This window comes from Streptomyces sp. NPDC055239 (assembly GCF_053606205.1).
On the sequence record NZ_JBSGRD010000001.1, the window covers coordinates 296641 to 322932 of the forward strand.

Annotated in this window: 18 protein-coding genes; 6 read left to right on the forward strand and 12 right to left on the reverse strand. The window is 68.4% G+C overall.

Annotated features, from left to right (window positions below; all coding sequences use genetic code 11):
- Nucleotides 1–140 precede the first annotated feature (140 nt).
- The gene (locus tag ACWFRJ_RS01270) at nt 141–524 is read left to right on the forward strand and encodes a VOC family protein (protein WP_453523761.1); all 384 of its coding nucleotides are present in this window, start codon (nt 141–143) and stop codon (nt 522–524) included.
- Nucleotides 525–583: 59 nt separating this feature from the next.
- Here the strand turns inward: ACWFRJ_RS01270 and ACWFRJ_RS01275 are convergent, their stop codons facing one another.
- From ACWFRJ_RS01275 to ACWFRJ_RS01285, 3 genes are all read right to left on the reverse strand, one after another.
- The gene (locus ACWFRJ_RS01275) at nt 584–832 is read right to left on the reverse strand and encodes a hypothetical protein (protein WP_453523764.1); all 249 of its coding nucleotides are present in this window, start codon (nt 830–832) and stop codon (nt 584–586) included.
- A gap of 115 nt (nt 833–947) precedes the next feature.
- Nucleotides 948–2207, reverse strand: a complete 1260-nt coding sequence (locus ACWFRJ_RS01280; protein ID WP_453523767.1) for an MFS transporter — start codon at nt 2205–2207, stop codon at nt 948–950.
- On the reverse strand, nt 2204–2713 hold the full coding sequence (locus ACWFRJ_RS01285) for a GNAT family N-acetyltransferase (protein ID WP_453523770.1): 510 nt from the start codon (nt 2711–2713) through the stop codon (nt 2204–2206). The genes ACWFRJ_RS01280 and ACWFRJ_RS01285 overlap by 4 nt, the downstream gene beginning before the upstream one ends.
- A gap of 26 nt (nt 2714–2739) precedes the next feature.
- On the opposite strand from ACWFRJ_RS01285, the gene ACWFRJ_RS01290 reads away from it, so the two are divergent.
- The 4 genes from ACWFRJ_RS01290 (at nt 2740) to ACWFRJ_RS01305 (ending at nt 8711) form a co-directional block, all read left to right on the forward strand.
- Nucleotides 2740–3294 (forward strand): CGNR zinc finger domain-containing protein, encoded by a 555-nt coding sequence (locus ACWFRJ_RS01290; RefSeq protein WP_453523773.1) that lies wholly within the window; start codon nt 2740–2742, stop codon nt 3292–3294.
- A 126-nt stretch (nt 3295–3420) separates the two neighbouring features.
- Nucleotides 3421–5004 (forward strand): phosphodiester glycosidase family protein, encoded by a 1584-nt coding sequence (locus tag ACWFRJ_RS01295; RefSeq protein ID WP_453523776.1) that lies wholly within the window; start codon nt 3421–3423, stop codon nt 5002–5004.
- A gap of 142 nt (nt 5005–5146) precedes the next feature.
- Nucleotides 5147–7366, forward strand: coding sequence for an NADP-dependent isocitrate dehydrogenase (locus ACWFRJ_RS01300; protein WP_453523778.1), 2220 nt, complete (start codon nt 5147–5149; stop codon nt 7364–7366).
- A gap of 166 nt (nt 7367–7532) precedes the next feature.
- On the forward strand, nt 7533–8711 hold the full coding sequence (locus ACWFRJ_RS01305; RefSeq protein WP_453523781.1) for an acyl-CoA dehydrogenase family protein: 1179 nt from the start codon (nt 7533–7535) through the stop codon (nt 8709–8711).
- 462 nt (nt 8712–9173) lie between these two features.
- On the opposite strand, the gene drmB is transcribed toward ACWFRJ_RS01305, so the two are convergent.
- The 7 genes from drmB to ACWFRJ_RS01340 form a co-directional block, all read right to left on the reverse strand.
- Nucleotides 9174–11012: a DrmB family protein gene (gene drmB / locus ACWFRJ_RS01310; protein ID WP_453523783.1), complete on the reverse strand. Its 1839-nt coding sequence runs from the start codon at nt 11010–11012 to the stop codon at nt 9174–9176.
- A gap of 1 nt (nt 11013) precedes the next feature.
- On the reverse strand, nt 11014–14265 hold the full coding sequence (locus ACWFRJ_RS01315) for a helicase-related protein (RefSeq protein WP_453523786.1): 3252 nt from the start codon (nt 14263–14265) through the stop codon (nt 11014–11016).
- A complete protein-coding gene (locus ACWFRJ_RS01320; RefSeq protein ID WP_453523789.1) occupies nt 14262–16187 on the reverse strand; it encodes a UvrD-helicase domain-containing protein in 1926 nt (641 codons plus the stop codon). Before ACWFRJ_RS01320 ends, ACWFRJ_RS01315 begins: the two co-directional genes overlap by 4 nt.
- On the reverse strand, nt 16166–21058 hold the full coding sequence (locus ACWFRJ_RS01325; protein ID WP_453523792.1) for a DEAD/DEAH box helicase: 4893 nt from the start codon (nt 21056–21058) through the stop codon (nt 16166–16168). Before ACWFRJ_RS01325 ends, ACWFRJ_RS01320 begins: the two co-directional genes overlap by 22 nt.
- A 388-nt stretch (nt 21059–21446) precedes the next feature.
- Nucleotides 21447–21851: a hypothetical protein gene (locus tag ACWFRJ_RS01330; RefSeq protein ID WP_453523795.1), complete on the reverse strand. Its 405-nt coding sequence runs from the start codon at nt 21849–21851 to the stop codon at nt 21447–21449.
- A complete protein-coding gene (locus ACWFRJ_RS01335; protein WP_453525030.1) occupies nt 21848–21919 on the reverse strand; it encodes a hypothetical protein in 72 nt (23 codons plus the stop codon). Before ACWFRJ_RS01335 ends, ACWFRJ_RS01330 begins: the two co-directional genes overlap by 4 nt.
- Before the next feature lie 382 nt (nt 21920–22301).
- Nucleotides 22302–22754, reverse strand: a complete 453-nt coding sequence (locus tag ACWFRJ_RS01340) for an ATP-binding protein (protein WP_453523798.1) — start codon at nt 22752–22754, stop codon at nt 22302–22304.
- 160 nt (nt 22755–22914) lie between these two features.
- Between ACWFRJ_RS01340 and ACWFRJ_RS01345 the strand changes: the two genes are divergently transcribed.
- On the forward strand, nt 22915–23232 hold the full coding sequence (locus ACWFRJ_RS01345) for an STAS domain-containing protein (RefSeq protein ID WP_453523800.1): 318 nt from the start codon (nt 22915–22917) through the stop codon (nt 23230–23232).
- Between the two features lie 38 nt (nt 23233–23270).
- Here the strand turns inward: ACWFRJ_RS01345 and ACWFRJ_RS01350 are convergent, their stop codons facing one another.
- Entirely contained in the window at nt 23271–24881 is a 1611-nt protein-coding gene (locus ACWFRJ_RS01350) for a SpoIIE family protein phosphatase (RefSeq protein ID WP_453523803.1), read from the reverse strand.
- Nucleotides 24878–26254 carry a sensor histidine kinase gene (locus ACWFRJ_RS01355; protein WP_453525031.1) on the reverse strand — a complete coding sequence of 459 codons (1377 nt, stop codon included), beginning with the start codon at nt 26252–26254 and terminating at the stop codon, nt 24878–24880. The genes ACWFRJ_RS01350 and ACWFRJ_RS01355 overlap by 4 nt, the downstream gene beginning before the upstream one ends.
- Between the last annotated feature and the right edge of the window lie 38 nt (nt 26255–26292).

The following is a 26292-nucleotide window of genomic DNA, read 5'->3' on the forward strand; positions in this document are numbered from 1 at the left end:
GGCGCCCCGTCAGTTCCTACCAGAGGCGGGTCGACGCCGATTGAGGCGGGCGGGGCGGGGCACTCGGGCAGCCGCCGGGTGGTCGGCCGCAACGTCGGCCACCCGCTATGGCCGACGGCAGCGGACAGATGAGGAACCCCATGGCTGTAAAGAAGACCACCGTTCTCGTCCTGGACTGTGCGCAGCCCGAGGAGCTCGCGGAGTTCTACGCGGGGTTGCTCGGAGGCACGGCAGGCCTGAGCAGCGATCCCGACTACGTCGAGGTCTCCGACGGGCAGGGCATCCGCCTGGCGGTCCACCGGGACTACGGATACGCGCCTCCGAGCTGGCCCAAGCCGGAGGACTCGCAGCAGGCGCATCTGAGGATCCTGGTGGCCCGCGGGGACATGGACGAGGCGGAGCGCGAGGCCATAGGCCTGGGCGCCCGGCCCGTGGACACCAAGGACAACTCAGGACCCAGGGACACCCGGACCTACAGCGACCCGGCGGGGCACTCGTTCACCCTGGCGGTGTCGGCCGACTGATCACCGACTGATCGCCGATTGATCGAAGCCCCGCAGAGCTCAGCAGAGCCCAGCAGGGCTCAGCCGGAGGGCTCGTCCGGCACCGGCTGGTCCTGGCGCACGCCACCCGTGTGCGGTGCGCCGCGCCGGCCGGTGCCCGCCTCGTCCGTGTCCGGTACGTCGTCGTCGGCGTCCGGGGCGTTGCCGGTGGTGGCCGACTCGTCGTCCGGCTCCCAGTGGTCGTCCTCGTCCGTCGCCTGCTGATCGGGCGGATCCCTCGGTACGGGCGTCTCGTCCTCACCCCGGGTCTCGGGCAGTTCCTCGCTCACGGTGTTCCTCCAGTTCCTCGCCACTTCGTTCCGCGCGTACTCACGGCGGATTCCGGGCGCGGTGGCCCGGTTACCCGCCGACGTCGCGCCAACACCTCGTACACCTCGTACGGGTTCACGGTTGACCGCGGACGCCGTCTCGGCCACACGAGCGGGCCGAGGAGGCCAGGGCGACGGCGGTCATCGCCGCAAGCAGCCCCCAGGCCGGTACGAAGCTGTCGGCGAGGTCCTTGAGCAGGCCGAGCAGGGGTGGCATCACCACGATGGCGATCTGGTTGACGGACATGGCCAGGCCCAGAGCGAACCCCACCCTCTCCGGCGGCGCCGATTCGGTCACGTGGGTGACCCAGGGGCCGTACCAGCCGAACCCGAAGAAGCCGAGCCAGAGGAGCGCGCAGCAGGCGATCGCCGGTGAGCGGCCAAGGGGCGTCATCAGCACGGCCATGCCCATGAGCACGGCCGCCATACAGAGGACGAGCGAGCCCCGCCGCCCCGACCCGCCGCGGTCGCTCCGGGCCGCCAGGGCGATCCGGCCGACGACGCCCGCACCCTGAACCGCCACCAGGACGAGGGCCGCCGGGCCTGCTCCGACGGACGCCGTCTCGTGCAGATGCAGCACCGTCAGGATGCCCACGCCGCACTGCACCGAGAGGAGACTCGTCCCGGAGAGCATGATCTGCGCCATGTACGGCTCGCGGACCATCCGGAGCCGCTCGCCGAGCCGCGACCTGAGCGAGGCGCGCGCCCCGCCCTTGCGGGGAGGAGCGGCGGGGACGGGCGGCCTGCGGTAGAAGCCCATGAAGGCGGCGGCCCCCAGGAGTGCGACGAGCCCACCGGCCACGAGCGTTGCCCGCCAGCCGAACGCCTCCGCCACGAAAGGCAGCGCGGCCGAGGCGAGTGCGGCGCCGAGCGGAAGGCCCGCCTGACGGACGCCCATCGCGAAACCCCGCTGGGAGGCGTCGAACCAGGCCGCCACCGATTTGCTGCCGCCGGGCTGCACGGTGCTGTATCCCGCGCCGACGAGCAGCAGCACGAGGAGCAGGGACACGTAACCCGGCGCCGCGCTTCCGATGAGCAGTCCCGCGGCGACGACACCGGCGCCCGCCCCGACGACCCAGCGCTCGTCGCAGCGGTCGAGCAGCTCCCCGGCCACCAGCAGCCCGACCAGGGGAACCAGCTGGGCCGCGGAGACCAGCAGACCCAACTGGGCCGTGCTCAGGTGCAGGTCGCGCTGCAGGTGGATGCCCATCGCCCCGATGCCCTGCACGAAGAAGCCGGAAGCGGCCTGGGTGAAGGTGGCGATGCCGAGGACGACCCACCGGTACCGCCACGCGCTGTGCGCCCGGCTTTCGACGGCCGTCGTGGGCGCCGTCACGGGCGCCGGTACAGGGCGGGATCGGGATGGTCGACGAAGCCGAGGTCTCGATAGAGCGGTTCGCCCTCGGTGGAGGCGTACAAGTCCACGCGGGCCACCTCACGTTCCCGGAACCAGTCGAGCAGGCCCCGTATGAGCGAGCGGCTGTGCCCGCGCCGCCGGTGCGCCGGGTCGGTGACCACGCCGATCACGAGCCCGACCCGGCCATTGCGAAGGTGCGGCCCCGGCAGCCGCTGCTCGACCGAGCCGATGGCGCACGCGGCGAGACCCTCGCCGCCGTCCACGACGAGGATCCGCATGCCCTCCGTGTCCAACTGGCCCTTCAGGACCACGGCCAGGGCGTCCCGCCAGCTGCTGTCCCCCGGTTCTCCCGATCCTCCTGATGACGGGTTGAAGTATTCGCCGCCGAGGGTCTCGAACAGCAGCGCCCGCAGGCGTACGAGTTCCGCGACGTCGGCCTGCGCCGCCTGCCGTATGTCGGTGTGGTCACCGGTGCGTTGTGGCATGCCGGTCAGCCTGATGTAATGGTCTTATGCATCTCAACCCTTACGGCGAGGAGGTCGTGAACCTGGCCGCCGACCTCGCCAACCGGCGCCCGGAGAGCGCCGGTGATCTCGCTGAGCGCTGCCGCGCCGCCGGGCTCGTCCTGGAACGGCCCGTCACGCCGGAGGACCTCGACCGCACCCTGGACGCACTGGCGGCGTGGGAGAAGGTCGTCGACGCGGACGGCGAGGACGAGCGCGCCGAGCTGCTCAACCGGATGCTTGCGGCATCCGCCGCCCATCCGCGCCTCACCGACCACGCGGGCTCGGGCTGGCACCTGCACTACCGCGACGACCGGCAGCCGCTGGGCGCCCTGCTGTTCCAGCTGATCTCCGTCGGCACGGCCCTGCACCTGGCGGGCCGGGGGATGCACAGGCTCCGGCGGTGCGACGTGACCGAATGCGCCACGATCTTCGCCGACACCTCCCGCACCGGGCGGCAGCGCTACTGCTCCCAGCGGTGCGCCAACCGCGACGCGGTCCGCCGGCACCGCGCGCGCTCCACAGGACCGGGGGAGGGGCGAGAGGAGGGTCAAGGGGGCTGAATCCGGCCCCGGACAAGGGGGCCTGACCCTGTTTTCCGGCCGGACTTCTGGTATTCACTCCTGGGATCGATCGCCGTCCGCGCGCTCGCGTTCGCTGCGGTGTACCAACGCGACCCAGGAGCTCCCGTGACCCTCGTACGCCGTCCGTTCAGAGCCGCCGTGAAGGTTTCGGTGGTCGCCGTCGCCGCGACGGGACTTCTCGCCCCCGGTGTCGTCGTCGACCGCTACGGCGACATCGCGGCCGCCGCCGCTCCAACTGCCTCTGTTCCCCGGCCGATCGCCGACTGGCGGCACGACCGCCTCGCCTCCGGGGCCGACTTGTACCAGGGGAGCGTCTCGGGCCGTCCCGGTAGCGACCACTGGACGGTCACCGTGCGCGCGAACGGCGCTCACCTCGCCGCAGAGAAGGACGCGGACGCGCTGGCGGGGCGGGTGCGCGGCGCCGGGTTCAGCGCGCGCGTCGAGCCCGTCGCGTGGCCGCGGGGCTCCGACCGGCACGGGGTGATCGGGGTGCGGGTCCGGGTGGGGGAGTACGGCGCGCAGACCGATGCCGACGCCGAGCGCAAGGCCCTGACCGCCGCCGGGTTCGACGCCGTGAGCGAGTGGACCGGCGCCGACGGCGTGCCCGGCACCGGAACCGCCCGGGTCAAGGTAGCGATCGTCGACCCGAAGCGCTACCGCGGTGCGCTGAAGGGAACGTACGGAAAGGGTGTCGCGGGCCGGGAGACGGTGAGCGGGATGGCCGCGCGCGACGACGCCCTGCTCGGTGTCAACGCGGGCTTCTTCGTCATGGAGGGCAAGGACGGTGTGCCGGGCGCGGCCGCCGGTATCGCCGCCTACGACGGGGAACTGCAGAGCGCGGCCACCGGAGGGCGGATCGCGGCGGTGCTGCGCGGCGACGGCCTGCGTCCGACGTTCGCGAAGCTCAGCACGGAGCTCCGGGTCCGCGCGGGCGGCGCGTCCGAGGTCGTGGACGGCGTCAACCGCGTTCCGGGCCTGGTGCGCAACTGCGGCGGTGTCGGCGGCGACGCCCCGACCCAGCGGCCGCAGCACGACGTGACCTGCACCGACCCCGACGAGATCGTGAAGTTCACCGACGAACTCGGCGCGGACACTCCGGCGGGCGACGGGGTGGAGGCGGTCCTCGACGCGAGCGGGCACCTACAGGTGGTGCGTCCGCGCGGCGGCGCCGTGCCGGAAGGCGGCAGCGTCCTCGCGGGCATCGGCTCCGGTGCCTCCTGGCTGCGTACGCACGCGAAGCCGGGCGGTGCCGTCAAGGTGTCGCAGCGGATCCTGGACGAGCGCGGCCGGGAGCTGAAACTGGGCCCGCACGACGACATCGTCAACGGCGGCCCCGAGCTGGTGCGCGACGGCAAGGTCGCGGTGAACTACGCCGCCGACGGAATAGAGCGTGCCGGTGACCCGTCCTTCGCGTACACCTGGGGCATCAAGCGCAACCCGCGCATGCTCCTGGGTGTGGACCGGCAGGGTCGCATGCTCCTGGTCGGCGCGGACGGCAGGCAGCCCGGGTACAGCGACGGGTTCGGCCTCGGCGAGGGTGCGGAGCTGATGAAGTCGCTCGGGGCGGTGCGCGCCATGGCCCTGGACGGCGGCGGTTCCGTCACCATGGCGGTCAACGGCAAGGTGATCAACTCGCCGTCGGACGGTACCGAGCGCGCGGTGGGCGACGCGCTGCTGCTCACGCGCTGACGGCGCCGCGCACGTGATTCGCTACGGAACGTGACGGTCGCTACGGAATGTGACGTACGGAATCGGGGCCGCCTCGTGGGTCGGGGCGGTCACGAGATATCTTGATGTCGAGCAATGTTGCAGACGTGGAGCGGAGCACCCGGTGACTGACTCGACCATCATCTACACCCAGACCGACGAGGCCCCGGCCCTCGCGACGTATTCGTTCTTGCCGGTGGTCAGGGCCTACGCCTCGACGGCCGGGGTCACTGTGGAGAGCCGTGACATCTCCCTGGCGGGGCGCATCATCGCGCTCTTCCCCGAGTTCCTCGAGGAGAGCCAGCGCATCGATGACGCCCTCGCCGAGCTCGGCGAGCTGGCCAAGACGCCCGGCGCGAACATCATCAAGCTGCCGAACATCTCGGCCTCCATCCCGCAGCTGAAGGCGGCCGTCGCCGAGCTCCAGTCGCAGGGCTACGCACTGCCGAACTACCCGGACGACCCGAAGACCGACGCCGAGAAGGACATCGGCGCCCGGTACGACAAGGTCAAGGGCAGCGCCGTCAACCCGGTCCTGCGCGAGGGCAACTCCGACCGCCGCGCCCCCGCCTCGGTGAAGAACTACGCCAAGGCGCACCCGCACCGCATGGGCGCCTGGACGGCCGACTCGAAGACGAACGTCGCCACCATGGGCGTCGACGACTTCCGCTCCACGGAGAAGTCCGCGGTCATCTCCGAGGCCGCCACGCTGCGCATCGAGTTCACCGGCGAGGACGGCGCCACCACCGTGCTGCGCGAGTCCGTACCGGTTCTCGCGGGCGAGGTCGTCGACGCCTCCGTCCTTCGCGTCGGTCCGCTGCGTGAGTTCCTCACCGCGCAGATCGCGAAGGCCAAGGCCGACGGCGTGCTGTTCTCGGTGCACCTGAAGGCCACGATGATGAAGGTCTCCGACCCGATCATCTTCGGCCACGTCGTGCGCGCCTTCTTCCCGAAGACGTTCGCCGCGTACGGCGAGACGCTCGCCGCCGCGGGCCTCACCCCGAACGACGGTCTCGGCGGGATCCTCAACGGCCTCGGCGCGCTGCCCGACGGCGAGCAGATCAAGGCGTCCTTCGACGCCGAGCTGGCCGAGGGCCCCGAGCTCGCGATGGTCGACTCCGACAAGGGCATCACGAACCTGCACGTGCCCTCCGACGTCATCGTCGACGCCTCGATGCCCGCGATGATCCGTACGTCCGGCCACATGTGGGGCCCGGACGGCGGCGAGCACGACACCCTCGCGGTCCTGCCCGACTCCAGCTACTCCGGCGTGTACCAGGCCGTCATCGACGACTGCCGCGTCAACGGCGCCTTCGACCCGGCGACGATGGGCTCGGTGCCCAACGTCGGCCTCATGGCGCAGAAGGCCGAGGAGTACGGCAGCCACGACAAGACCTTCGAGCTCGCCGCGCCCGGTACGGTGCGCGTCCTGAACGCGGCCGGCGACGTCGTCCTGGAGCAGGCCGTCGCCGCGGGCGACATCTTCCGGATGTGCCAGGCCAAGGACGCCCCGATCCGCGACTGGGTCAAGCTGGCCGTCAACCGTGCCCGCGCGACCGGCTCGCCCGCCGTGTTCTGGCTCGACGAGACCCGCGCGCACGACGCGCAGCTCATCGAGAAGGTCAAGGCGTACCTGCCCGAGCACGACACCGATGGCCTCCAGATCGAGATCCTGTCGCCGGTGGACGCCACCGCGTTCTCCCTGGAGCGCATCCGCCGCGGCGAGGACACCATCTCGGTCACCGGCAACGTGCTGCGTGACTACCTGACGGACCTGTTCCCGATCCTCGAGCTCGGCACCAGCGCCAAGATGCTCTCCATCGTCCCGCTCATGAACGGCGGCGGCCTCTTCGAGACGGGCGCGGGCGGCTCCGCCCCCAAGCACGTCCAGCAGCTGGTCCGCGAGGACTACCTGCGCTGGGACAGCCTGGGTGAGTTCCTCGCCCTGGCCTCCAGCTTCGAGCACCTCGCGCAGACCACGAACAACGCGAGCGCGCAGGTCCTTGCCGACACCCTCGACCGCGCGACGGCGACCTTCCTGGAGAAGGACAAGTCGCCGACCCGCCGTATCGGCGGCATCGACAACCGCGGCAGCCACTTCTACCTGGCCACGTACTGGGCCCAGGAGCTGGCCAAGCAGACCGCGGACGCCGAGCTCGCCAAGGAGTTCGCCCCGCTGGCCAAGACGCTGGTCGAGCAGGAGCAGACCATCGTCGACGAGCTGAACGCGGTCCAGGGCTCGCCCGCCGACATCGGTGGCTACTACCAGCCCGACCCGGCGAAGGCGGCCTCCGTGATGCGCCCGTCGGCGACGCTGAACAAGGCGCTCGACCTTCTCGGCTGAGTGAACTACGTCGGCCGAGTGCACTTCGGCTGACACAGGTCCACCCCGGTAGCGATGTCTGCTGCCGGGGCGGACCTGTGTCACCGCCATTCCCTATTACTGAAACGCGTTCTACTGTGTGCGCCGTCAAGCCCGAGCCCGGGTAGTCAGCGAAGCAGGAGGGGCCGTGCACCTCGAATACACGCCTGAGCAGCGGCAGTTGCGCACCGAGCTGCGCACCTACTTCGCCGATCTTGTGCCTGACAACGCGTACGCCCGGTACGCCGATCCCGCCGCGCAGAAGCGGTTCTACCGGGAGACCATCCGCAGGCTCGGCGCCGACGGCTGGCTCGGTGTCGGCTGGCCCGAGGAGTTCGGCGGGCGCGGGCTCTCGCCGATGGAGCAGTTCATCTTCTTCGACGAGGCCGCGCAGGCCGGCGTGCCGCTGCCCCTGATGGCGCTGAACACCGTCGGCCCGACCCTGATGCAGTTCGGCACCGACGAGCAGAAGGCGTACTTCCTGCCGAAGATCCTCTCCGGTGAACTCGACTTCGCGATCGGCTACAGCGAGCCGGACGCGGGGACCGACCTCGCCGCGCTCAAGACGAAGGCGGTCAGGGAGGGCGACGAGTACGTCGTCAACGGCCAGAAGATCTGGACCACCAACGGCGACACCGCCGACTGGGTCTGGCTCGCCGTCCGCACCGATCCGGACGCCCCCGCCCACAAGGGCATCACCATGCTCCTCGTGCCGACGTCCGACCCGGGTTACTCCTGCACCCTCATCAACACTCTCGCCTCGCACGACACCACGGCCAGCTACTACGAGGACATCCGCGTCCCCGTCTCACGCCGCGTCGGCGAGGAGAACAAGGGCTGGCGGCTCATCACCAACCAGCTCAACCACGAACGCGTCACGCTCGCCGCACACGGCACCATGGCCATCCGCGCCTTCCACAACGTGCAGCGCTGGGCCGCCGACACCAAGCTCGCCGACGGCCGCCGCGTCATCGACCTGGGCTGGGTCCGCCAGCGCCTGGCCAGGACGCACACCAAGCTGGACGCGATGAAACTCCTCAACTGGCAGATGGTGAACGCCGTCCAGGAGGGCACCCTCACCCCCCAGGACGCCTCCGCCGTGAAGGTCTACGGCTCCGAGGCGCGCAGGGACGCGTACGCCTGGCTCATGGAGGTGGTCGGCTCGGCGGGATCGCTCAAGGAGGGCTCCGCGGGCGCCGTGCTCCACGGCGAACTGGAACGCGGCTACCGCAGCGCCGTCATCTTCACCTTCGGCGGCGGCAACAATGAGATCCAGCGCGAGATCATCTCCTGGATCGGCCTCGGGATGCCGCGCGTGCGCCGCTGACGCCGCTGTGGATTTCACGTCGAGAACCTGCGGGCGTGCCACATTCCCAAACTCGTTCCGCTGCGTGCGCCCGCATGGTGGACAACGAGCTAGGCGATCGCAGCCTTTCTAGAGGTCAAGGATGCACGGTGCCTGACGCGAACCAGTCGTAGGCGTTGGGCAGTGCTTCGTCGGGGACGTCGGTGAGGAAGACGACCGCGAGGCCACGGCGGGCTCTAGAGCACGAGGAGGACGGCCCGATCACGTGCAGGAACCGCCTATCCGGTCGGCACACGCTCGCGCCCTGCTGCGCTCCGGAGTCTGCAGGGGCGCAGCGCTCGAGCGACGTCGGCTAAGACCGAGGCGAGCCACGGCGCGCCATGGACGGTCCGACATCGCGTTCGCCGAGGTATGACCGGTGGGGTGGGACGTTGCACACGCTGCCGACAATGTCTGTCCGGTGGCTTGCCGTGTGTGGCCGGCTCAGTCGAAATAGCCGGGGAAGTCCTTGGTGGGTGATCCGACGAGGTGTGCACGATCGAGGAACGTGTTGTTCATTTCGCAGCTTGTCTCGGGCAGTAGGAGGCATGCGTGGCAGGCGGCCAGGTTGAGTCCGCCGACACCGTTGGCGTCGGCCTCCATGCACAGAGGGTCGCAGGAGCACCAGGCGGCACGTTCCAAGGCGAACGACAGGCTCCTCGACAGTTCCGCGATCTCTCCTCGCGCGACGATGCCGCCCAGGCTTCCTGCGGAGTCGCTGGTTGCGGTGTAGAGGAGGACCCCGCACATGTCGTCGTCGACATAGAGGCGTTCTCGCAGGGACGCCGCGGGGTAGCCGCAGTCCAGGCTCCACTCGTTGATCAGTGCGTGCGCCAAGGTGTGCAGGAGGACGTAGCGTGACGTCAGCGGCGAGCGCGGGTTCTCCCACGCCTGTTCCCGCAGCAGGTTCGTGTGCGCGGCTCGCATGCGCTCGGTCCGGTCGGAGTCGATACGCAGCACTGTGGACTCCCACTGGCGGAGTCGTTCCTGGTCCAGGGTGAGGAAGACGCCCTCGCCGATGACGTCGACGGCCGGGAGCCAGCCAAGGTCGGCATTCTTGCTCAGGCGACCGATTCGATCACGGTCGGCCTTCGAGCCCTGTGGAGGGCGGATCCGGGTGAAGCCGGTGAGGACCCGAACCTCGCGAAGCCGCTTGACCAACATCACCCGGTCGACACCCGGGACATCCGATCGCTCCGCGTCCTCGGGAGGCTCGCACACGAAGTGCTTGTTCTCGGGCGTGTCCTCGGTGATCTTGGAAAGCTGCTCGTACTCCTCCTGCCGGAGCGGCTCGCTCGCGGCGAATCGGATCTCGTCCTCGTCGTCCTCCGTGAATTCGGGGTGGACTGCGTTCTCCAGGGTGCGGACGGTGCGCAGTACCTGGGAGGCGGAGTACCCGACCGGAGTCAGCCAGCCTTCGTCCTGTGCGAACTCCGCGATGCGCTCGTCGCTCCTGCCGACGAGGTGTCTGCGGTGAGCCTCGACGAGTTCCATCAGTTCCGTGTGCCACGGCGGGATCGACAGGGCCGAGCGCAGGTCGGCGAACCAGGCAGCCGAGGAACCGCGCTGGAGGGTCCGCAAGGGGTGCTTGCATCCGCGCTCCGTGGCGTGGCGGCCCAGCCACGGGCGGGTGCCGCGGCAGCGAAGGCCCAGGCGGCGCAGAGCAGCCTTGCCGAAGGCACCCTCCATCGAGGCTTTCCGTCCGCAGCTGCAGCTGATGACGATGCTGCGCAGACTGGCGGTGCGACCGTCGGTCTCCAAGGTCAGTTCGCCAGTGGCTTGCGAGCAGGTACGGGGGTGTGTGTCCTTGTGTTCCGGGTCGGCGTGGACCCAGGCCTCGTAGGGGAACTCGTCGAGGTGCCCGTCTTCACAGGCCACCATGAAGCGCGAGGGCGTCAGCAGGGTCGCGCAGTGCACGCAACGGTTGTCGCCCTCTCCCGCGCTCAGGTTGCGGAACGCCTTGAGCGCCTTGCACTGGGGGCACGCATAGGTGTCGGGGAAACGACGTACGCGCACGCCACGTCCGGTGGCGACGCGCGCTGCGGGAGGTCGTCTGAACCCATCGACGTGCAGCATCGGTTCCAGGCGCTGGTCCCGGAGGTCGGGTTCGCCCGTGACGTCCCAGGTGTCCAGACCACTGACGATGTAGGACTGATCGGCCACCGCGAGCAGACCACCCACGCCGTACGTCGTGATTTGTTGGGCCCGCCGGACAGAGCCCACGGAAGGGCGCTTGCGCTCGTCGCCGGGGGGAGTGGTGCCGGGGGTGCTTCTGCGAGGCATGTCAGTTCTCCAGGTACAGATGGGACTCGACATCGACGTCGCGCAGGCTCCACAGGGTGGGACGGGCCTTGGTGAGGTCGTGGTCCTCGTGGGTGCGGAGCAGGGCGAGGTCCGGCCTGCGGCGGGGGGTGGCCTTGAACGTGAAGGCGGCCTCGTACTCCAGCTTTTCGTTGGTCTCGACGAGTTGACGCCACTGGCCGACGAAAGCGCGGATCTCTGCATCCGCGTGGTCTGCCTCGGCAGGCGAGACGTGGCGGATACGCCTGACCAACTGCTCACGGACCGAATCCAGTTGGGATGCGAATGCGTTCACGTCCTTGGCGCCCGTGTTGTCCCGGATCTGCGGATACAGGAGGCGGGCAAGGCCAAGAAACGCAGCATGCAGGGCCCTGTCGCGAGCACGGGCGGCGAACGGCGTCACGCTGGTCGATTCGACCTGGCGGTAGAGGGCCGAGTGGTAGCTGACGAAGTTCTCGTATTGGGAGAGGTCCCTGGATCGTGCCGCGTTGAACAGGGTGACGACGAGACCGGGGTGGGCGCGACCGACACGACTGGTGGCCTGGATGTACTCGGCCGTCGTCTGCGGTTGCCCCGTCACGGCCATCAGGCCCAGGCGGTCGAAGTCGACACCGACGGAGATGATGTTGGTCGCCAGCGGCACGTCCAACGCCGACCCGGTTCGCAGAGATCTCCCGAGGGCACCGAGCAGTGCAGGAAGGTCGCTGGAGGCAACGCGGCTGGTGATCTCGGTCGGCAGGACCTGGCGAGGCTCCACCCCGTCACGCGCAGCGAGCGTCCGCAGCCGTTCGTTGACGTCGGCGTTGACCTGCAGCTCGGCAGCGCCGAGCAGACGCAGACTGTTGAAGTATCCCAGCAGCGTCCAGTAGGCGTCTCTTACGCCCTCGTCCGGGCACGGGAGGTGCTTGGCGTTGTGGAGCAGGGACGCGTAAGCACGGATGAGGAGGGTCGCCTGGGAGAGACCGGGCGCCAGAAGGCCGACATAGAGGCGTGAGGGCCTCCTTGCCGCGGGCGCCTCGACGGCGAACCAAGAATCGCGGGCGTCCAGGCCGGACGGCGGGAATTGCGCCACTCCCCTGCCGAAGAGGGCCTGCCCTTGCTCTTGGGCGCGGCGGATCGTCGCGGTGGAAGCGATGATCTTCGGGCGGGCACACGCGATGTCCACGGCCGCTTCGTAGAGACCGGCGAGGGTTCCCAACGGGCCGGAGATCAGGTGCAGTTCGTCCTGGATGACGAGCTCGGGCGGGGGAGCGCTCTGCCAGAGTCGGTCCTCGTCCCGGTTGAACAGGGCCGCGACGTCCTCGCGCCAGGCGATGCGAGCGAACTTGTCGGCGGTGGCGATCACGAGCGTCGGGCGCACCCGGTAGAGCTCCGTGTCCACGACGTGCACGGGCAGCCCGGCGGAGAAATCGCACGCCCGGTTGTCACACCGTATGACCATGTGCTTCTCGACCAGGTCGATCGTATGGTTGCGGACCAATAAAGGAGTGCCGCACCAGGGGCAGTTCTTGAGCTGGACGGGGTTCTCCTCCTGGAGCTTCTCGCCTCGCGCCAGTTTTTTCAGTGCCTTGTCGGCGTTCTTGAGCCTGTTGGGTGTTGCGGCCTTGCCCACCCACATGCCGATGGAGATCTGCTCCTGCCCCAGACGCTCGGGTTGCTCGGCACGCACGCGCTCCATCGCGCAGATCAGCAGGGCCGCCCGTTCGAACTGCTGCAGGGTCAGCAGACGCAGGGTGTAGCGCATCAGCACGCTCACGCCGGCGCCTGCCGCACCGTGGCGCAGACGGCGATGGAAGACAGTGAAGGCGATCAACCCGAGGTAGGCCTCCGTCTTACCGCCTCCGGTGGGGAACCACAGGAGGTCGGCGACGTCCCGGTCGGGGTGGGCCGCGTCCACGGTGCCGTTCAGGCACAGCAGCACGAACCCGAGCTGGAACGGCCTCCACGCGCCTTCGGGCGAGGGCACACCGGCCCGCTCCCGTTTGATCCACTGACCTCTGCCGCGCTGCACCGCCATGACACGGTTGGCCAGCCGAAACGCCTCAAGCGCATCGGGATCGCGTTCCAGCAGGTCGATCCCCGCGCTCATGCGCTGCCCTGCGGTGCGGCAGTGCTCCAGCTGCTCCTGCGCCAGGCGTAGGTATGCGGGATCGCCGTAGATCCCCTCACGCAGGAGATCCGCGTCCGCCGTACGGTCCTTGATCCACTCTCCATACAGGGCGACGAACGTGCGAAGAGATCCGATCAACTCGTGCTTCGACGCCTGGGCGAAGTGCTGCATCTGCAGGAGTTCCATGGGTACGGAGGAGTTCGAGTCGGACAGAAGAACCTCGCTCACGGGGACGTGCTCCGTCCACACGCTGGCGACTCCCGCAGGCGAGGTGTGCCGCTCGGGCCGATCTACCGGTGAGGGGGACCAGGACCAGTCCGCGGCACAGCCGTGGCCGACGGCGAAGGTCGGAGCATGACGATGCAGGAGCAGCGCGAGCCTACTCTCGTCGTCGAGATCACGGACCGTGGGACGCTCGACCAGCGCCGGGACCCGGTCCGGGACCGTGATCCGCAAGCCCACCTGGAAGAAGCACTTGGGATCCTTGATCTCCTGCTGCTCCACGGTGTGGGTGTTCATTAGGGTGGCGGTCACCGCGATCGTGCCGCGGTCTCCGCGAGGGGGACGGACCCGCAGGTGCAGGGACAGGCCGTCGGCGAGCTCAACATCCTTGCCGGGCGAGTCCAGGACGTCTACCGGCGTGACGGAAAGCTGCAGGGAACGGCGACGCCAGCGCACGTCGGGTTGCCAGGTGCTGCGCTGTTCGGCACGCTCGGGCACGGCCGGTCGACCCGCGGCGTCCACCGGCTCGTACACAGCGGCGAACGCCTGCACGAGCACTTGACGACTGCGCGCGGGGGCGACGGCGAAGGTGAGACCGGTCGCCGAGGGGCGGGAGACCCTCGCGAGCACGATGCCCCCGTCGGGGGTCTCGTCCACCGCCACGGTGGAGTCGGCATCGTCGAGGTCCTGCACCGCGGCGTCTGGGTCCGGTTCCGGATGTTCTTGCTGTGCGGGGTCCACGACGCGGGGGAACAGAACGCCGGTGGAGTAGGTGTTCACGGGCCAGTCGTCGAGGGTCTCGACGTCCTGGTGATGCTTTCCGTGCGGGCCCAGCAGATCCGACTTCAGTTGCTGCGCCAACTGTCCACGCAGCCGATAGTGCTGCGCGTGATCGTCCGTCATGCGTCGTCCTTGCGGTCGTAGTGGAACCGGCCGAGCCCCATCGGCCGCGGTGCGAGCCAGAGCCCGCAGGAGCCCAGACCGGCGCGGGCGGCCGCCGCATCCTCGCCGGTGACGGTCTCGACGAGGTCGATCCGCGTCCCGGTGATGCGGCCGGGCCAGGCCGCCGGCCGATGCGCATGCCATTGCTGCATGAAGCGGTAGAGGTCGCGACGGAAGGCTTCGGAGGCGACAGCGACGATCTGTTCGTCGTGCAGTACGGCGTAACCGGGCGCCGTTCGGTCCTCGTGGGCCGCGGGCACGTCGTCCAGCCGCGTCCAGACCACCGGGTCGCCCGGAAGGACCTTGGCTGCCAGGTACTCCTGGATCTGTCGTGGATCGCAGGCGAGCTGTTCGAGTCCTGCGGGATGGCCACGATGTACGTCCCCACCCAGAAACGAAAGCCCCAGCCGCTGGCTCGCCTTGTAGTCGTAGCGTCCCCACCGCTGCGTGCTCTTGACCTTGCGGACCAGCCGGAATCCGCGACGACGGGTGAGGTGTTCCTCGGGAGGCTGCAAGCGGTACAGCTCGTGACGGGCACGGGTCATCGCGACGTAGAGAGCCCGGGCCGCGTCGCAGTGGTCGGCGTCCACCTGCTCGTGCTCGTCCTCCAACGGGCCCGGGTCGACGACGAGCACCCGATCGAACTCCAGACCCTTGGCCCGGTGGAACGTGGAAACGACCGGCCCGCCCGACTGCGCTGCCACGAGGCTGTCCGGCAGATTCCCGCGGGCAACGGCTTCACGCAGGCGCCTCGGCTCGACGGCACGCCCATTGCGGTCGCCCGCCGCCTGCAGGAGCAGCTGCCATGCGCCGCGGCTCTGGTCGGGATCGGGTGCTTGTGTCAGAGCCTGCCAGGCTTCGACGAACTGGTCCTGAGAGATCGAAACGGTGTCGGGCAGGTGGGACATGACCTGGGCCACCCACCCGGGCACGGCGTGATCCTCGGCACCTCTGCGGACGCGGTGATTGATGCCCAGATCGGCCAACCATCGCGAGATCACCAGCGCGTCGCCGTTGTTGGCGCACAGGACGGCAGTACTCACCTCTGCCTCGCACAGCGAGGCGCGCAGGTAGGGGACCTGCAGGTCTCCGAAGTCCAGCTTCGCGGCCAACTCTGTGCGCAGCTGCTCGTGCACCATGTCGGCCTGCGCACGGATGGAACAGGCGCGCACCGCGGTCTCGTAGGGGCGGGCACAGGCGGCCTCGTAGGAAGCGGCCCTGAAATTCTCCTTAAGGGTGAACTCCACGAGTTCGTCCGCGAACCGCCCGCGCAGCCAGGAGAAGAACCTGCCCGTCTCGCCTGCCCGCTTCTGGGGGTCCTTGACCTGGAATCCGTAGATGGCCTGGGCAACGTCGCCGACCACGGTGAATCCGCACTCGTAGGCTTCCAGGAAGGCCTGCACGAGCCGTCGTCGATCACCAACCAGGTCCTGGACCTCGTCGACGACGACGTGGCGGACCCCGTCCAGCGACTGGGGGGCCCTGCTCTCGTCCTCGACGAGTTCGATGGCCGCACCGATGCGTTCGTCGAAGGACCGGGCGTGCCAGTTCTCGTCGTGCGCGGCCTCACGCAGCAGACTCAGAGCCCAGGCGTCGAACGTCGACACCCGCACGTGCCGGGACCTGCCGCCCAACACGTGCAGGCGATCGCGCACCTCGGCCGAGGCGGCGCGCGAGAAGGCCAGCACAAGCAGGTCCCCGCCGGCGAGACCTTCCGAGACCAGATGCTCGATCCGCCGGACCAGCGTCAAGGTTTTGCCGGTTCCGGCGCCCGCGGTGACCAGCGCCTTGCAGTGCGCCGACTCCTGCACGACGCGACGCTGAGCGTCGGTGAGTTCCACCGTTGCGGTTATGGACCCGGTCACCGGTTCGTCCTGTGCCACAGGTGCTCCATGCGCGTGTAGGCAAGTCCACGACCGAAGTTCTCGATATTGTCGGCAACATTGAGGATCAGGCAGGACTCCTTGCCTCCGTTGAGCTCGCCGCGCAGACCCCGGCCGATCATCTGGATGTAGGTATTGGGGCTGAACGTGGGGCGGGCAACCACGACGGCACGCACAGCAGGGGCGTCGAACCCCTGCGTCAGCACCCGGTAGTTGGTCAGGACCCTGATCTTCTTGTCCTTGAACGCGGCGATGCGGCGCCGTCTGATGCTCGGCGGCGTCCCCCCGTCGATCGAGGCCGCCGTGATACCGCGATCCTGCAGCAGTGCGGCAAGGACCTGGGCGTGCTCCACCGAGGTGGCGAAGACCAGGATCGGCCAGTCGGCGGGCAGTGCCCCGATCCTGTCCACGATCCGCCGGGTGCGTTCGACGTCCTGGGCGAGACGGGTGACGACCTCGATCGGCAGCGTCATCGCGTTCGTGCTGCGCGTCTCGGCCACCTGCTGAGCCGTCAGCGTGTAGGAACCGCCGAGAAGTTCCTCGTGTTCGACCTTGGCCAGGACCTTCAAGGCCTGCAGGTGCCCATAGGCCTCGTCATTGTCGAACACCCCGAAGTCCAGGCGCTTGCGTCCGAAACGGGAGACCAGTGCGCGCGTCTCGTCGTCGTTGTCCCCGCGGAAGGCGGTGGCCGTCAGACCGATCAGATGGCGCGAGGTCCGATGCTGGTCGATGCCAAGAGCGTCCAGGATCCGTGTGTAGGTCTTCGGCACGGCGAAGTGAGCCTCGTCGACGATGACGAGGGCGCACTCGCGCAGCCAGCCGTAGTCCTCCTTCGGGAGCCGCTTGACGGCCGTGTCGTCGATGGCGACGACCACCTGCGGCCCGTCGACGACGGGGACGGCGTCCTGGATGCCGCCCCATAGACGGGTGATGCGCAGCGGCTTGTCCGTACCCACAGTCTGCCAGACGTAGGCCCAGGTCTCGATGGCCTGCTCGGCCAGCTCCTGGCTCTGGGAGATCCACAGGATCGGGCCGTCGAGCAGACCCTCGCGCAGCGCGCGGACACCGGCCTCGGCGGCGATCCGTGTCTTGCCCGACCCGGTGGGGATCTGCAGCATGGCCCGCTTCTCCTCGTTCTGGGCGAGGTGTTCGTACATGCGCTGCACGAGCGCTTCCTGGTAGAGGTGCAGCTTCAGCGGCTTTCGCGGTCCCGGGACCGTCTCGTACGGCTTGGGGCTGCTGGAGGTCTGCGGGTCACCGGCCCAGGCCTGCGGGAAGCCGTAGGTGCGCACGAAATGTTGTGCCGCCGAACCGCTCGTCCAGGTGCGCGGCACATCGAAGCCCGCGTCGGCCAGCGCAGGTGCCAGGAAACGCAGGATGTCTTCCCCGTGCGCGGCGATCAGCAGTTCGGCCGCTCGCAGGCCGTCGACCGGTATCTCGCGCAGTTGCGCGTCGGCCAGCGCCAGTCCCGGCGGCAGCTCGGCCGCCAGCCGGTCCTCCCCGATGGCCAGCAGCAGCTTTCTGGTCGGATCGGTCTCCTGGCGGACCATCACCAACTTCTTGTCGTCCCGGTCCCGCGCCTGCTGGCGCAGGAGCTCCCGGCACCCGTCGGCTCCCAGCCGCAGCCCCAGGAGCCGATCGACGGCCCCCAGTGTCGACTCGTCGTCACGTTCGCCGCACAGCAGCACCGTATATCCGTCGAGCGTCTCGGTCAGTGCCTGCTCCCGTCTGCCTTCGGGGCCACGGACGATCCTGACCAGCTCGGAGCAGTGCGCCAGTTTCCAGGCCGCTCCTCGAGGAAGCACCTGACGCAGCCGAGGAAAGACGTCCGTCAGGGACACCGGTTCGGTGAGCGGCACGTCGTGGATTTCTTCCACCAAAAGATCGGACGGGTTGCGGAAACGGAACCTGTCGATGAGGAGTTGGGCGTCGGTCTCGGCGGGGACGAGGAGCGTCGGTACACGCTCACGCAGCAGCACCTCGAATTGGCCCTGCTCGAACGTGACGGCGATACTCTCGCGCCGCTTCAGCACCCAGTCCTCGCCCACCTTGCACCGGAACAGGCGTGCTTCGTCTCCGAACTTGTCCGAAGGGCCCGAACCTGCGAGAAACACGTAGGCGCTTCCGACGAATCCGATGTCGGTGCCCGCATCCGCGCGCAGAGCCAGTTCGTTCCACAAGGCGGCGGGCACGTTCTCGACCCTGGAGGGCAGCCGCAGCGCACGTGCGTGGGCGACGGCGACCTCGGCGACGGGCAGGAACCTGGCGTCCACCTCCAGCTCGGGACTCACCGCGGCATTCGACCGCCTCACGCCCAGAGAGGTGGCCAGCATGCCCCGCTCGCGGAGCATCCAGATCAGAGGCGACTCGACGCGCAGTTCGCCCCCCTGACCAGTCGTTCGGGAGCATCTCCAATCGGGCACGAGCCCGGGGTCGGGCAGCTCGCGCACGAAAGCGGCCTTGCCTTGATCGGACAGCTCTGTCAGAAGGTGCAGAGGACCGGCGGGATCTTGACCCATCAGGCTCACTGAGGACGACCGAGGACGGGAACTGTGGGGCGGAAGAGCCGCGCAGAACTGGTTGTACATGACCACGCTGTAGTCGTCGAACCAAGAATCCGAGCGAGGGTTCATCCGGGGCACCGGACGGTCCACCGCGCCGAGCACCTTGAGTACGTCCGTGTCGGGCGCGTGGAAGGCCGGATCGATCAGGACTGCGGCATCGCGCAGTCCGTCCTCGGGCACGACGGGTCCCGGCAGGATGCAGTTGCGCACAAGGCGGAACTGGCCGGTGGCGGTGCGCACCTTGAGCACCCCTTGCGGTGCGGGGTGGCGCTTCTTGACGACCTCGACCACCTCGTCGCGCTCGACGGTGCGTGTCAGCGTCCAGAAGCCCTCCCAGTCGTTGTTCCGATACCGGTCGAAGCCTGCTGTGACGGCGGCCCGCAGACGTCCGGCCGCGTTGGCCTCCTCCACTCCCAGGATCCGCAACGCCTGGACGGTCTCGGGGTCCTGCCCGATGGCGTCGTGCAGGTACTCCGTCGTCTCGTGGGCGAGCCGCACGTCATCGTGACGACGAAACACCGTGCCCTGGGAAGGGGAACGGAATTCGCCGCCTTCGGTGAGCAGTATCTTCGCGCTGCGCGCCTCGGTCGCCTGAGCCGAATTGCCGGTCTTGACGATGGAGGCCGCCAGCGCCAGCGCGCACTTGGCGCCTTCCACACTGCGGTCCGAGACCAGTGCCTCCAGCCAGTTGCGCAGCGAGGACACGACGACGCCTGCCTGGTCGAGGATGTCTCTCGCCCTCGATCGCCTGTCGCGCCCCTCCACACTGTGGTGGCACCAGTCCTTCGGACGCCCCGGGTGGGACGCCCACCGTTCGAGCCAGGCTGGCGCGAGATTCTCCGGATGCAGCCGCAGCTTTCCGGGGAGTCGGAGAATCCCGTCCTGATCCGGCAGGGAGGCCCGACGGGCGGCCGCCCGCAGTACCCTTTGGCTGAGCATCTCGTCGCCCCACTGGGAGGCCTCACGACCACGCGCCGTGAGCAGGGTCAAGAAGGCCCCTGGGTCCTTCTCCTCGTACAGATCGGGGATCGAGTCGACCACGAGCTCCGCGGCCCTGGTCACCAACTCCTCGTTGAAATCGCTCTTGGTCAGATTCTGGCGATCCTCGGGGGTCTTCCACGGCGCGTTGAGAAGGCCAGTCAAAGTCGTGTCGTAGTTGGTCGGGAAGTAGGCCCAGAACGTCCCACGCTTCGCGCGCTGCGGGACCCCCTTGTCAGGGACCGCCCAGGAGATGGTGACAACAGGCCGATCGTGCAGTTCTCCCGCCGTCCGTGCGGCGGTCGCGCTGGGCTCGTGGTCGATGCTGAAGACGAACCAGCGCTCGTTGCTGCGTGTAGCACCGTCGCGCTGCTCCACGACACGGTGCTCGACGCCCCGCGCCTCTTGTGTGATCTCCCGGCGCACCTCGTGGCCGGCACGAGTGTCCTCCAGGACAAGGCGGTCCACGTGGGGCGAGAAAAGCATGAAATGTGAGGGGAAGTTGACAATGTCCCGCCCCAGCCGGTCCTCGGCTCCCTCGTGCAGTGGGAGCACCACCGTCGTCGAGGCCCACATCATCAGCTCGTCGAGTCGCTCGTCACGCAGACGCTCCACCGCCAGGTCCAGAGGCTGTGCCATCCGCAGCACCGGGGTGGGATCCAGCCCGGAGTGGGCCGGGACCGTTTCCCGGATGACACGGGCCGACCATTCCTTGTCGAAGCCGAACGAGCCGGACGCGCTGTAGAAGCGAGGGGTGTCCGATACGCTCAATACCGACTTGACGCCGACCCCGAAGCGTCCGATCTTCCCGGTCCGTTTCAGCGACACGGCCATGCGCAGGATCGTGTCGGCGCCGCCCGGGGTCATCGGTGTACCGGTGTTGGCGCAGTACAGGTGCCTGTCGGTGAGAAGGACATGGATCGTGCGCACGACGCCGGGCTGGCGCTCCATGTTCTCGTCCGCGCCGTTCTGAACGAGTTCGTAGATCTGACGTTCGCCGTAGCCACCCTGCGTGATGCGCCGCTCGTTGTTCGCGTGCTCCAGGATGTGGCCGGGGTCGGCCCGGTAGACGTTGAGAACCCGTTGCGACAGATCCTCGACCACCTTGACGACGCCGCCCGCCTCGGGCTCGAAATCAGACATGAAAGAAAATACCCCGATCGCATGGGAAAAGCAGCCTCCGATGCCGGACGTGATAACCCGTGAGAAGGCTCGACTCGAAAAGCGTTCCCTATCGCTGACACGGCGACAGAAAAGCGCAGTGCGGCGTATATGTGCGACGGCCCCCCCGGGCTTACGGAACCGGCCGTGAAGTGGCTGGTTTCCCATATCAGAGCACACCTTAGCCATGCGATTCGATTCGAGCAAGGACCATTGACAATGGCCGCCGATGGCAGACGTGGACTCGTAGGGGGTTAAATTGACCCCGATCGGCTAACTTGTGACTATAAGTCAGAGTTGCCGGTAGTTGATTATTGTTTCAAGTTGATAGTTAAATCCAACGGTATGTGAAGTTCACGTAGTCTATGCACTTTTGCCTTTGCCTTGAGTGCACTCGCTCGCGTGGACGCGGCTTCCCTGATCAGTCGCAAATTTGCAAATCGAGATGGATTTCGTTGCCGCAATCACAAAATTCGAAGTTCACTGAGTGTTTTTGGTTCCCCTGAACTATGGTGCCGCAGGGATGGGTTGACGGGATCGGGAAGCAGTCGATCGATTAGTTGCACGATGGCCGACTGTCCGACAGGACATCCCTGGCGATGTCGAGCGGCGTGGAGAAGGTCAGTTCGGAGCGCTGCGGCTGCGGTGCCTCAAGGGCTTGGGAGACGATGCACATCGTGGTCGCGGTGGCAGCCTTGCCCGTTGGGGCGGGCTGTGCGACGAACACCTGTTGCTGATCCTTGATAGGCGTGACGGCGAAGACCTGGGCGAAGTTGCGCAGGGCCGTGCCTTTGATGACGTAGTCCTTGCTGGCCAGGCAGTAGTCGACGATGTTGAGCAGAGCACTCTTTCCGCGCCGCGAGTCGCTGGTGATGATGTTGAGCTTGCCGTTCTTGAAAGGGACGATGCGGATATGGCCAACTTCGTTGTAGATCGAGATGGCGCTGATCTGGAACGTCAAGGCCGGACTCCTAGCAGTGTCATGACGGTACTGAGGCTGCCCGTGCTGGGTAGCCAGCGCCCCAGCAAGTGGGCCGCCTTCTGGGTGGCCTGGATCTCGTCCGGCCTGGGCGGAGCACCGCGGTCAGCGCGGTGGTGTTCTGCGCCATGGTCACTTTGACGCCCTTATTCTCCTCCAGTCACTGCGTCTGCCCGCTGTTGAGGGTTCCCGAGAGGGGCCGGCGCACGGCTGGCTACAAGGCAATGTGGCTGCCACGTTCACATCAAGGCTGTCTTCGCCAAAGATTTCTGGCCCCGATACGGTGACACGCCTCATGACCGGCGCTGTACCAAAGTGCCAACCATTTCGCTGATTCGGCGGCTCCGGCTGCTGAAGCTACTTGGCGTCAGTGCAGGTCGTGAACGTGGCCTGGTGTCAACTAGCGAGCCCGGTCACACCGCGTCACGGGGATCAGGTGCTGCTCAGGTTGTCGCGCAGGGCGATGCTGACGGTGATGCTCTTGCCGCCCGTCTCCTTGCGCGCCTCGAAACGCTGGGCCACGGCCAGCACGATCTCAAGGCCGTGCTGCCCCACCCGGCCCGTGTCGGCGGCGCGGGCACTCGGCAGGACACGACCGGAGTCCCGCACCGCCACCTCGACCGCCCCGTCGGTGATCCGCAGGTTCACCAGGACCGGACCGGGCGCGTACTTCAGGGAGTTGGTCACTAACTCGCTGATGACCAGCTGCGTCAGATCCGTGGCGCGCCGCGAGACCGTGAGGCCGTGATCGGCCCGCATCCGGGCCAGGAAACCGGCGGCCAGATGCCGCGCCTGAGCAATGCACGTGCCGGTCCCGTCCAGTTCGAAGGCGAACTCGGCAGTCTCCGCGGCCGGTTCGTCCGGCGCCGTGCCGTCGTCACCCACGGCCCCGCCTTTCCGTACGTACTCCCCGACTGACCGGGCATCATGTGTACGTTACCGTCGGCACGACACACGAGGCTCCGAATGTGCAAGCATCGTCAGCATGGCTGAGGAACGAATGGCTGGCAGTGAACGAGCCCGGCAGACTGATCAGTTCTCAGTCGTGTCCACGCCTCTCGACGACGTCACGGTTCTGACGCTCGCCGGTGAGATCGACCTGGACACCAGTGTCCACGTACGCCAAGCGCTCGAAGCCGTCGGCGCGCCCGGTACCCGCGTCGTCATCGATCTGCGACGGGTCACTTTCATCGACTCCAGCGGCATCAACGTCTTCATCGCCGGCCACCGCGCTCTCGCCGAGGCAGGCGGCCGGCTGCGTCTGGCCGCTCCCTCGGAGTCCGTGGCCCGGACCTTGGAGATCGTCGGTATCGACACCCTCATCGACATCTGCCCCACACTCGGCGAAGCCCTCGACAGATGACCCCTGCGCCACCCCCTCGTCAGCCAGGCCCCGGCCGTTCATGATCCGTGCAGATCCGCGGCGAGCAACGCGATGTCGTCGTCCTTGCCCCTCCCGAACATGTCCAGGAGATGGTCGCTGAGGTCCTGCAGTCCGGCCGGGCCTGCCAGGACCTCCTCCATGAAGGCGTCGAGCGTGGTGTTCAGCGACGTGTTGCGCACCTCGACCAGGCCGTCGGTGACGAGCAGCAGCCGGGTGCCCGGTGGCGTGGACAGGGCCGTCGGGGCGGGGTGGAGCGCACGCAGTCCGAGTATCGGTCCGTGCGGAGTGTGGAAGCGCGCGTCGCCTTCCGGGCTGATGACGAGCGGCGGGATGTGACCGGCGTTGGCGACCTGCAGACGCCGTCCCCCGGGCTCGACGAGGACCAGGCAGAGGGTGGCCGTCACGGTCGGTTGTGAGTGGGCCAGGAGAGTTTCGAGGTGGCCCAGCACCTGCTGCGGCGGGTGTCCCTCAATGGCGTAGGCGCGCAGCGCGTGGCGCAACTCGCCCATCACGGTGGCCGCGCCGAGCGAGTGGCCGAGGACATCGCCTATCGCCAGCAACAGGCCGTCGGCGGTGGGGATCGCCTCGTAGAAATCGCCGCCGATCTCCGCGTTCTCGGAGGCGGGCAGATAGCGGAAGGCCAGGTCGATGCCGTCGACGGTGGGCAGGTCGCTCGGCAGGAAAGAGCGTTGCAGCGCGAGGGCGAGCGTGTGTTCCTCGTTGTACGTTCTCAGCGCTTCGAGGGCCAGCGCGCAGGCGTGGGCCAGCTGTTGGAGAAGATGCTCGTCATCCGTCCCGGCGAGCGCGTCGGCGGGGACGGCGAGGCAGACAGGGGGGCGTCCGCGCTTGGTCCGCGCCACCGCCATGGCGATGTTCCCGCCGAGGTGGTCCGCGCTGAGCAGTGCCTGCCACTGTCCCCGTGAGATCCGGGCGACCGTCGCACCGGTCCCCGCGCCCAGGCTCTGCTGGAGCAGCCGGTCGAGTACGTCCGCCCGCGCCGCGTACGTCCGGGTCGTCGCGTCCGCGCCGTCGCTCGTGCTGTGGACCGCCTGCCCTTCGGGCGAGAGGAAGACCGCGCTGGCCGGGGACGACAGCAGACGGGCGGCGCCCCCGGTGGCCGCGGAGGCGAACGAGTGGAAGCCGATGGCGCTGTAGACGGACATGGTCGCCTGGTTGAGGGTGAGGAGCCGCTGCGTGAGCCGCTCCGCCCGGCGCCGCGCTCTGGCGTAGCGCAGCGTGGCCGTGACCGTGGCGAGCAACTCGCCGGGGTCGAGCGGCTGGTTGAGGTAGGCGTCCGCGCCTCGCTCGAGCCCTTCGGCGTGATCCTCGGCGCTGACGGCCGACGCGGAGATGTGAATGACGGGCAGGGCGGCCGTGCGGGCGTTGCTCTTGATCTTCTCGCTCAGCTCGAAGCCGTTCATGTCCGGCAGGCGCACGTCCACGATGGCGATCTCCGGCAGCGGGAGGCCGTCCGTGGCGAGATGTCTGAGGCCGTCGCCCGCGTTCTCCGCGCCGATCACGACGTGCCCCGCACGCTCCAGCCAGCTGGTCAGGAGGTACAGGTTGGTCTCGCTGTCCTCGACGACCAGGATGGTGGCGGGAGCGGCGTCCTGAGAGCTGTCGGTCACTGCGCGCCTCCGCCGGTTTCCTCGCCGCGACTGTCCGGTCCGTGCACCGGGACGAGCACCTCCACGCGTGTGCCGACTCCGGGAGTGCTGGTGAGTTCGAGAGTGCCCCCGAGGAGTTCGGTGAGGGTGCGGGCATAGGGCAGCCCGAGCCCGGTCCCCGCGTGCCCACTCTGATGAGGGCCTCTGACCTGGTAGAACTCCTCGAAGACACGGCTGAGTTCCGCTGCCGGGATACCGACTCCCGTGTCGGTGATCGTGACGCGTAACGACGGCGACGACCGGTCATCGCTCATGCCGATGTCCAGCCGCACCTCACCCTCGTCGGTGAACTTGCAGGCGTTGGACATCAGGTTGCGCAGGACGTGGGTCAGGAGTTTCTCGTCCGTGATCACTGTGGGGAGATCCCTCAGGTCCGGGGTGACGAGGGGGACGCCCTTGTCTCCGTAGGTGCCCTCGAAAGTGGCGCTCAGCTGGGTCACGAGCAGCCGCAGGTCGACCGGGGCGCGCTGGACGTCGAGCAGACCCGATTCGGCTTTGACGACGTCCAGCAGATCGCTGACGAGGGACAGGATCGTCTGCCCCGACGCCTCGATCAACGTGATCTGCTGTCGTTGTTCGGGCGACACCGGCTCCGAACCGGGGTCGAGCAACAGGCGGGTCAGGGCGACGACGGAATTGATCGGTGCGCGCAGTTCGTGGCTGATGTTGGTCCAGAACCGCGTCTTCGCCTCGCTCGCCTCCCTGAGCTGCCGGGACTTCTCGTCCAGCTCCGAATGCAGGGCGAGCACACCGATGTTGGTGGTCTCGAGTTCCTTGGCGAGCTCGGTGTAGAGGGCGAGCACTCCCTGGTTGGTCTCCTCGAGCTCCTTGTTGAGCTGGCGCAGTTCTTCCCGCTGGGCCCGCGTCTCCTCCAGCGTCGCGATCAGGTCGCGCGTCTGGGCCCTGAGGAAGTCGGCCTCCGTGGCCGGATCGTCCTGGCCCAGGGCCTTGGCCAGGCGCTCGTCCATCTCGGTGACCGTGAGGTGGTTCACCGGCAGCGGCTGGCGGATGGTGACGCGGCCGTGCGCTCCGTGGGGCCCGTACGCGATCACGACGAGTCTGGAGACCAGTTGCAGGGTCTCGGGCGTCGGCTCAGGACCACTGCCCCATTCGAGCGCCACGACGAGAGCGGGCTGCTCACCGGACTCGGAACGGAAGGAGACGGTGACCGCGCCGCAGCCGACGCGGTCCCGGCCCAGCTCACTCAGCGCGGTGGCGAGGCGGACCTGGTCCTGATGTTCCAGACCGAGTGCCGCGGCAGCCCGCTGCGCGCCGCGTCTGAGCCGGAACACGTCCTGCGCCGAGGCAAGGCCGAGGGAAGCCGCGGCCCGCAGCCCGCGGCCCGCGACTCGGGTCCCGCGGACCGGCCGGG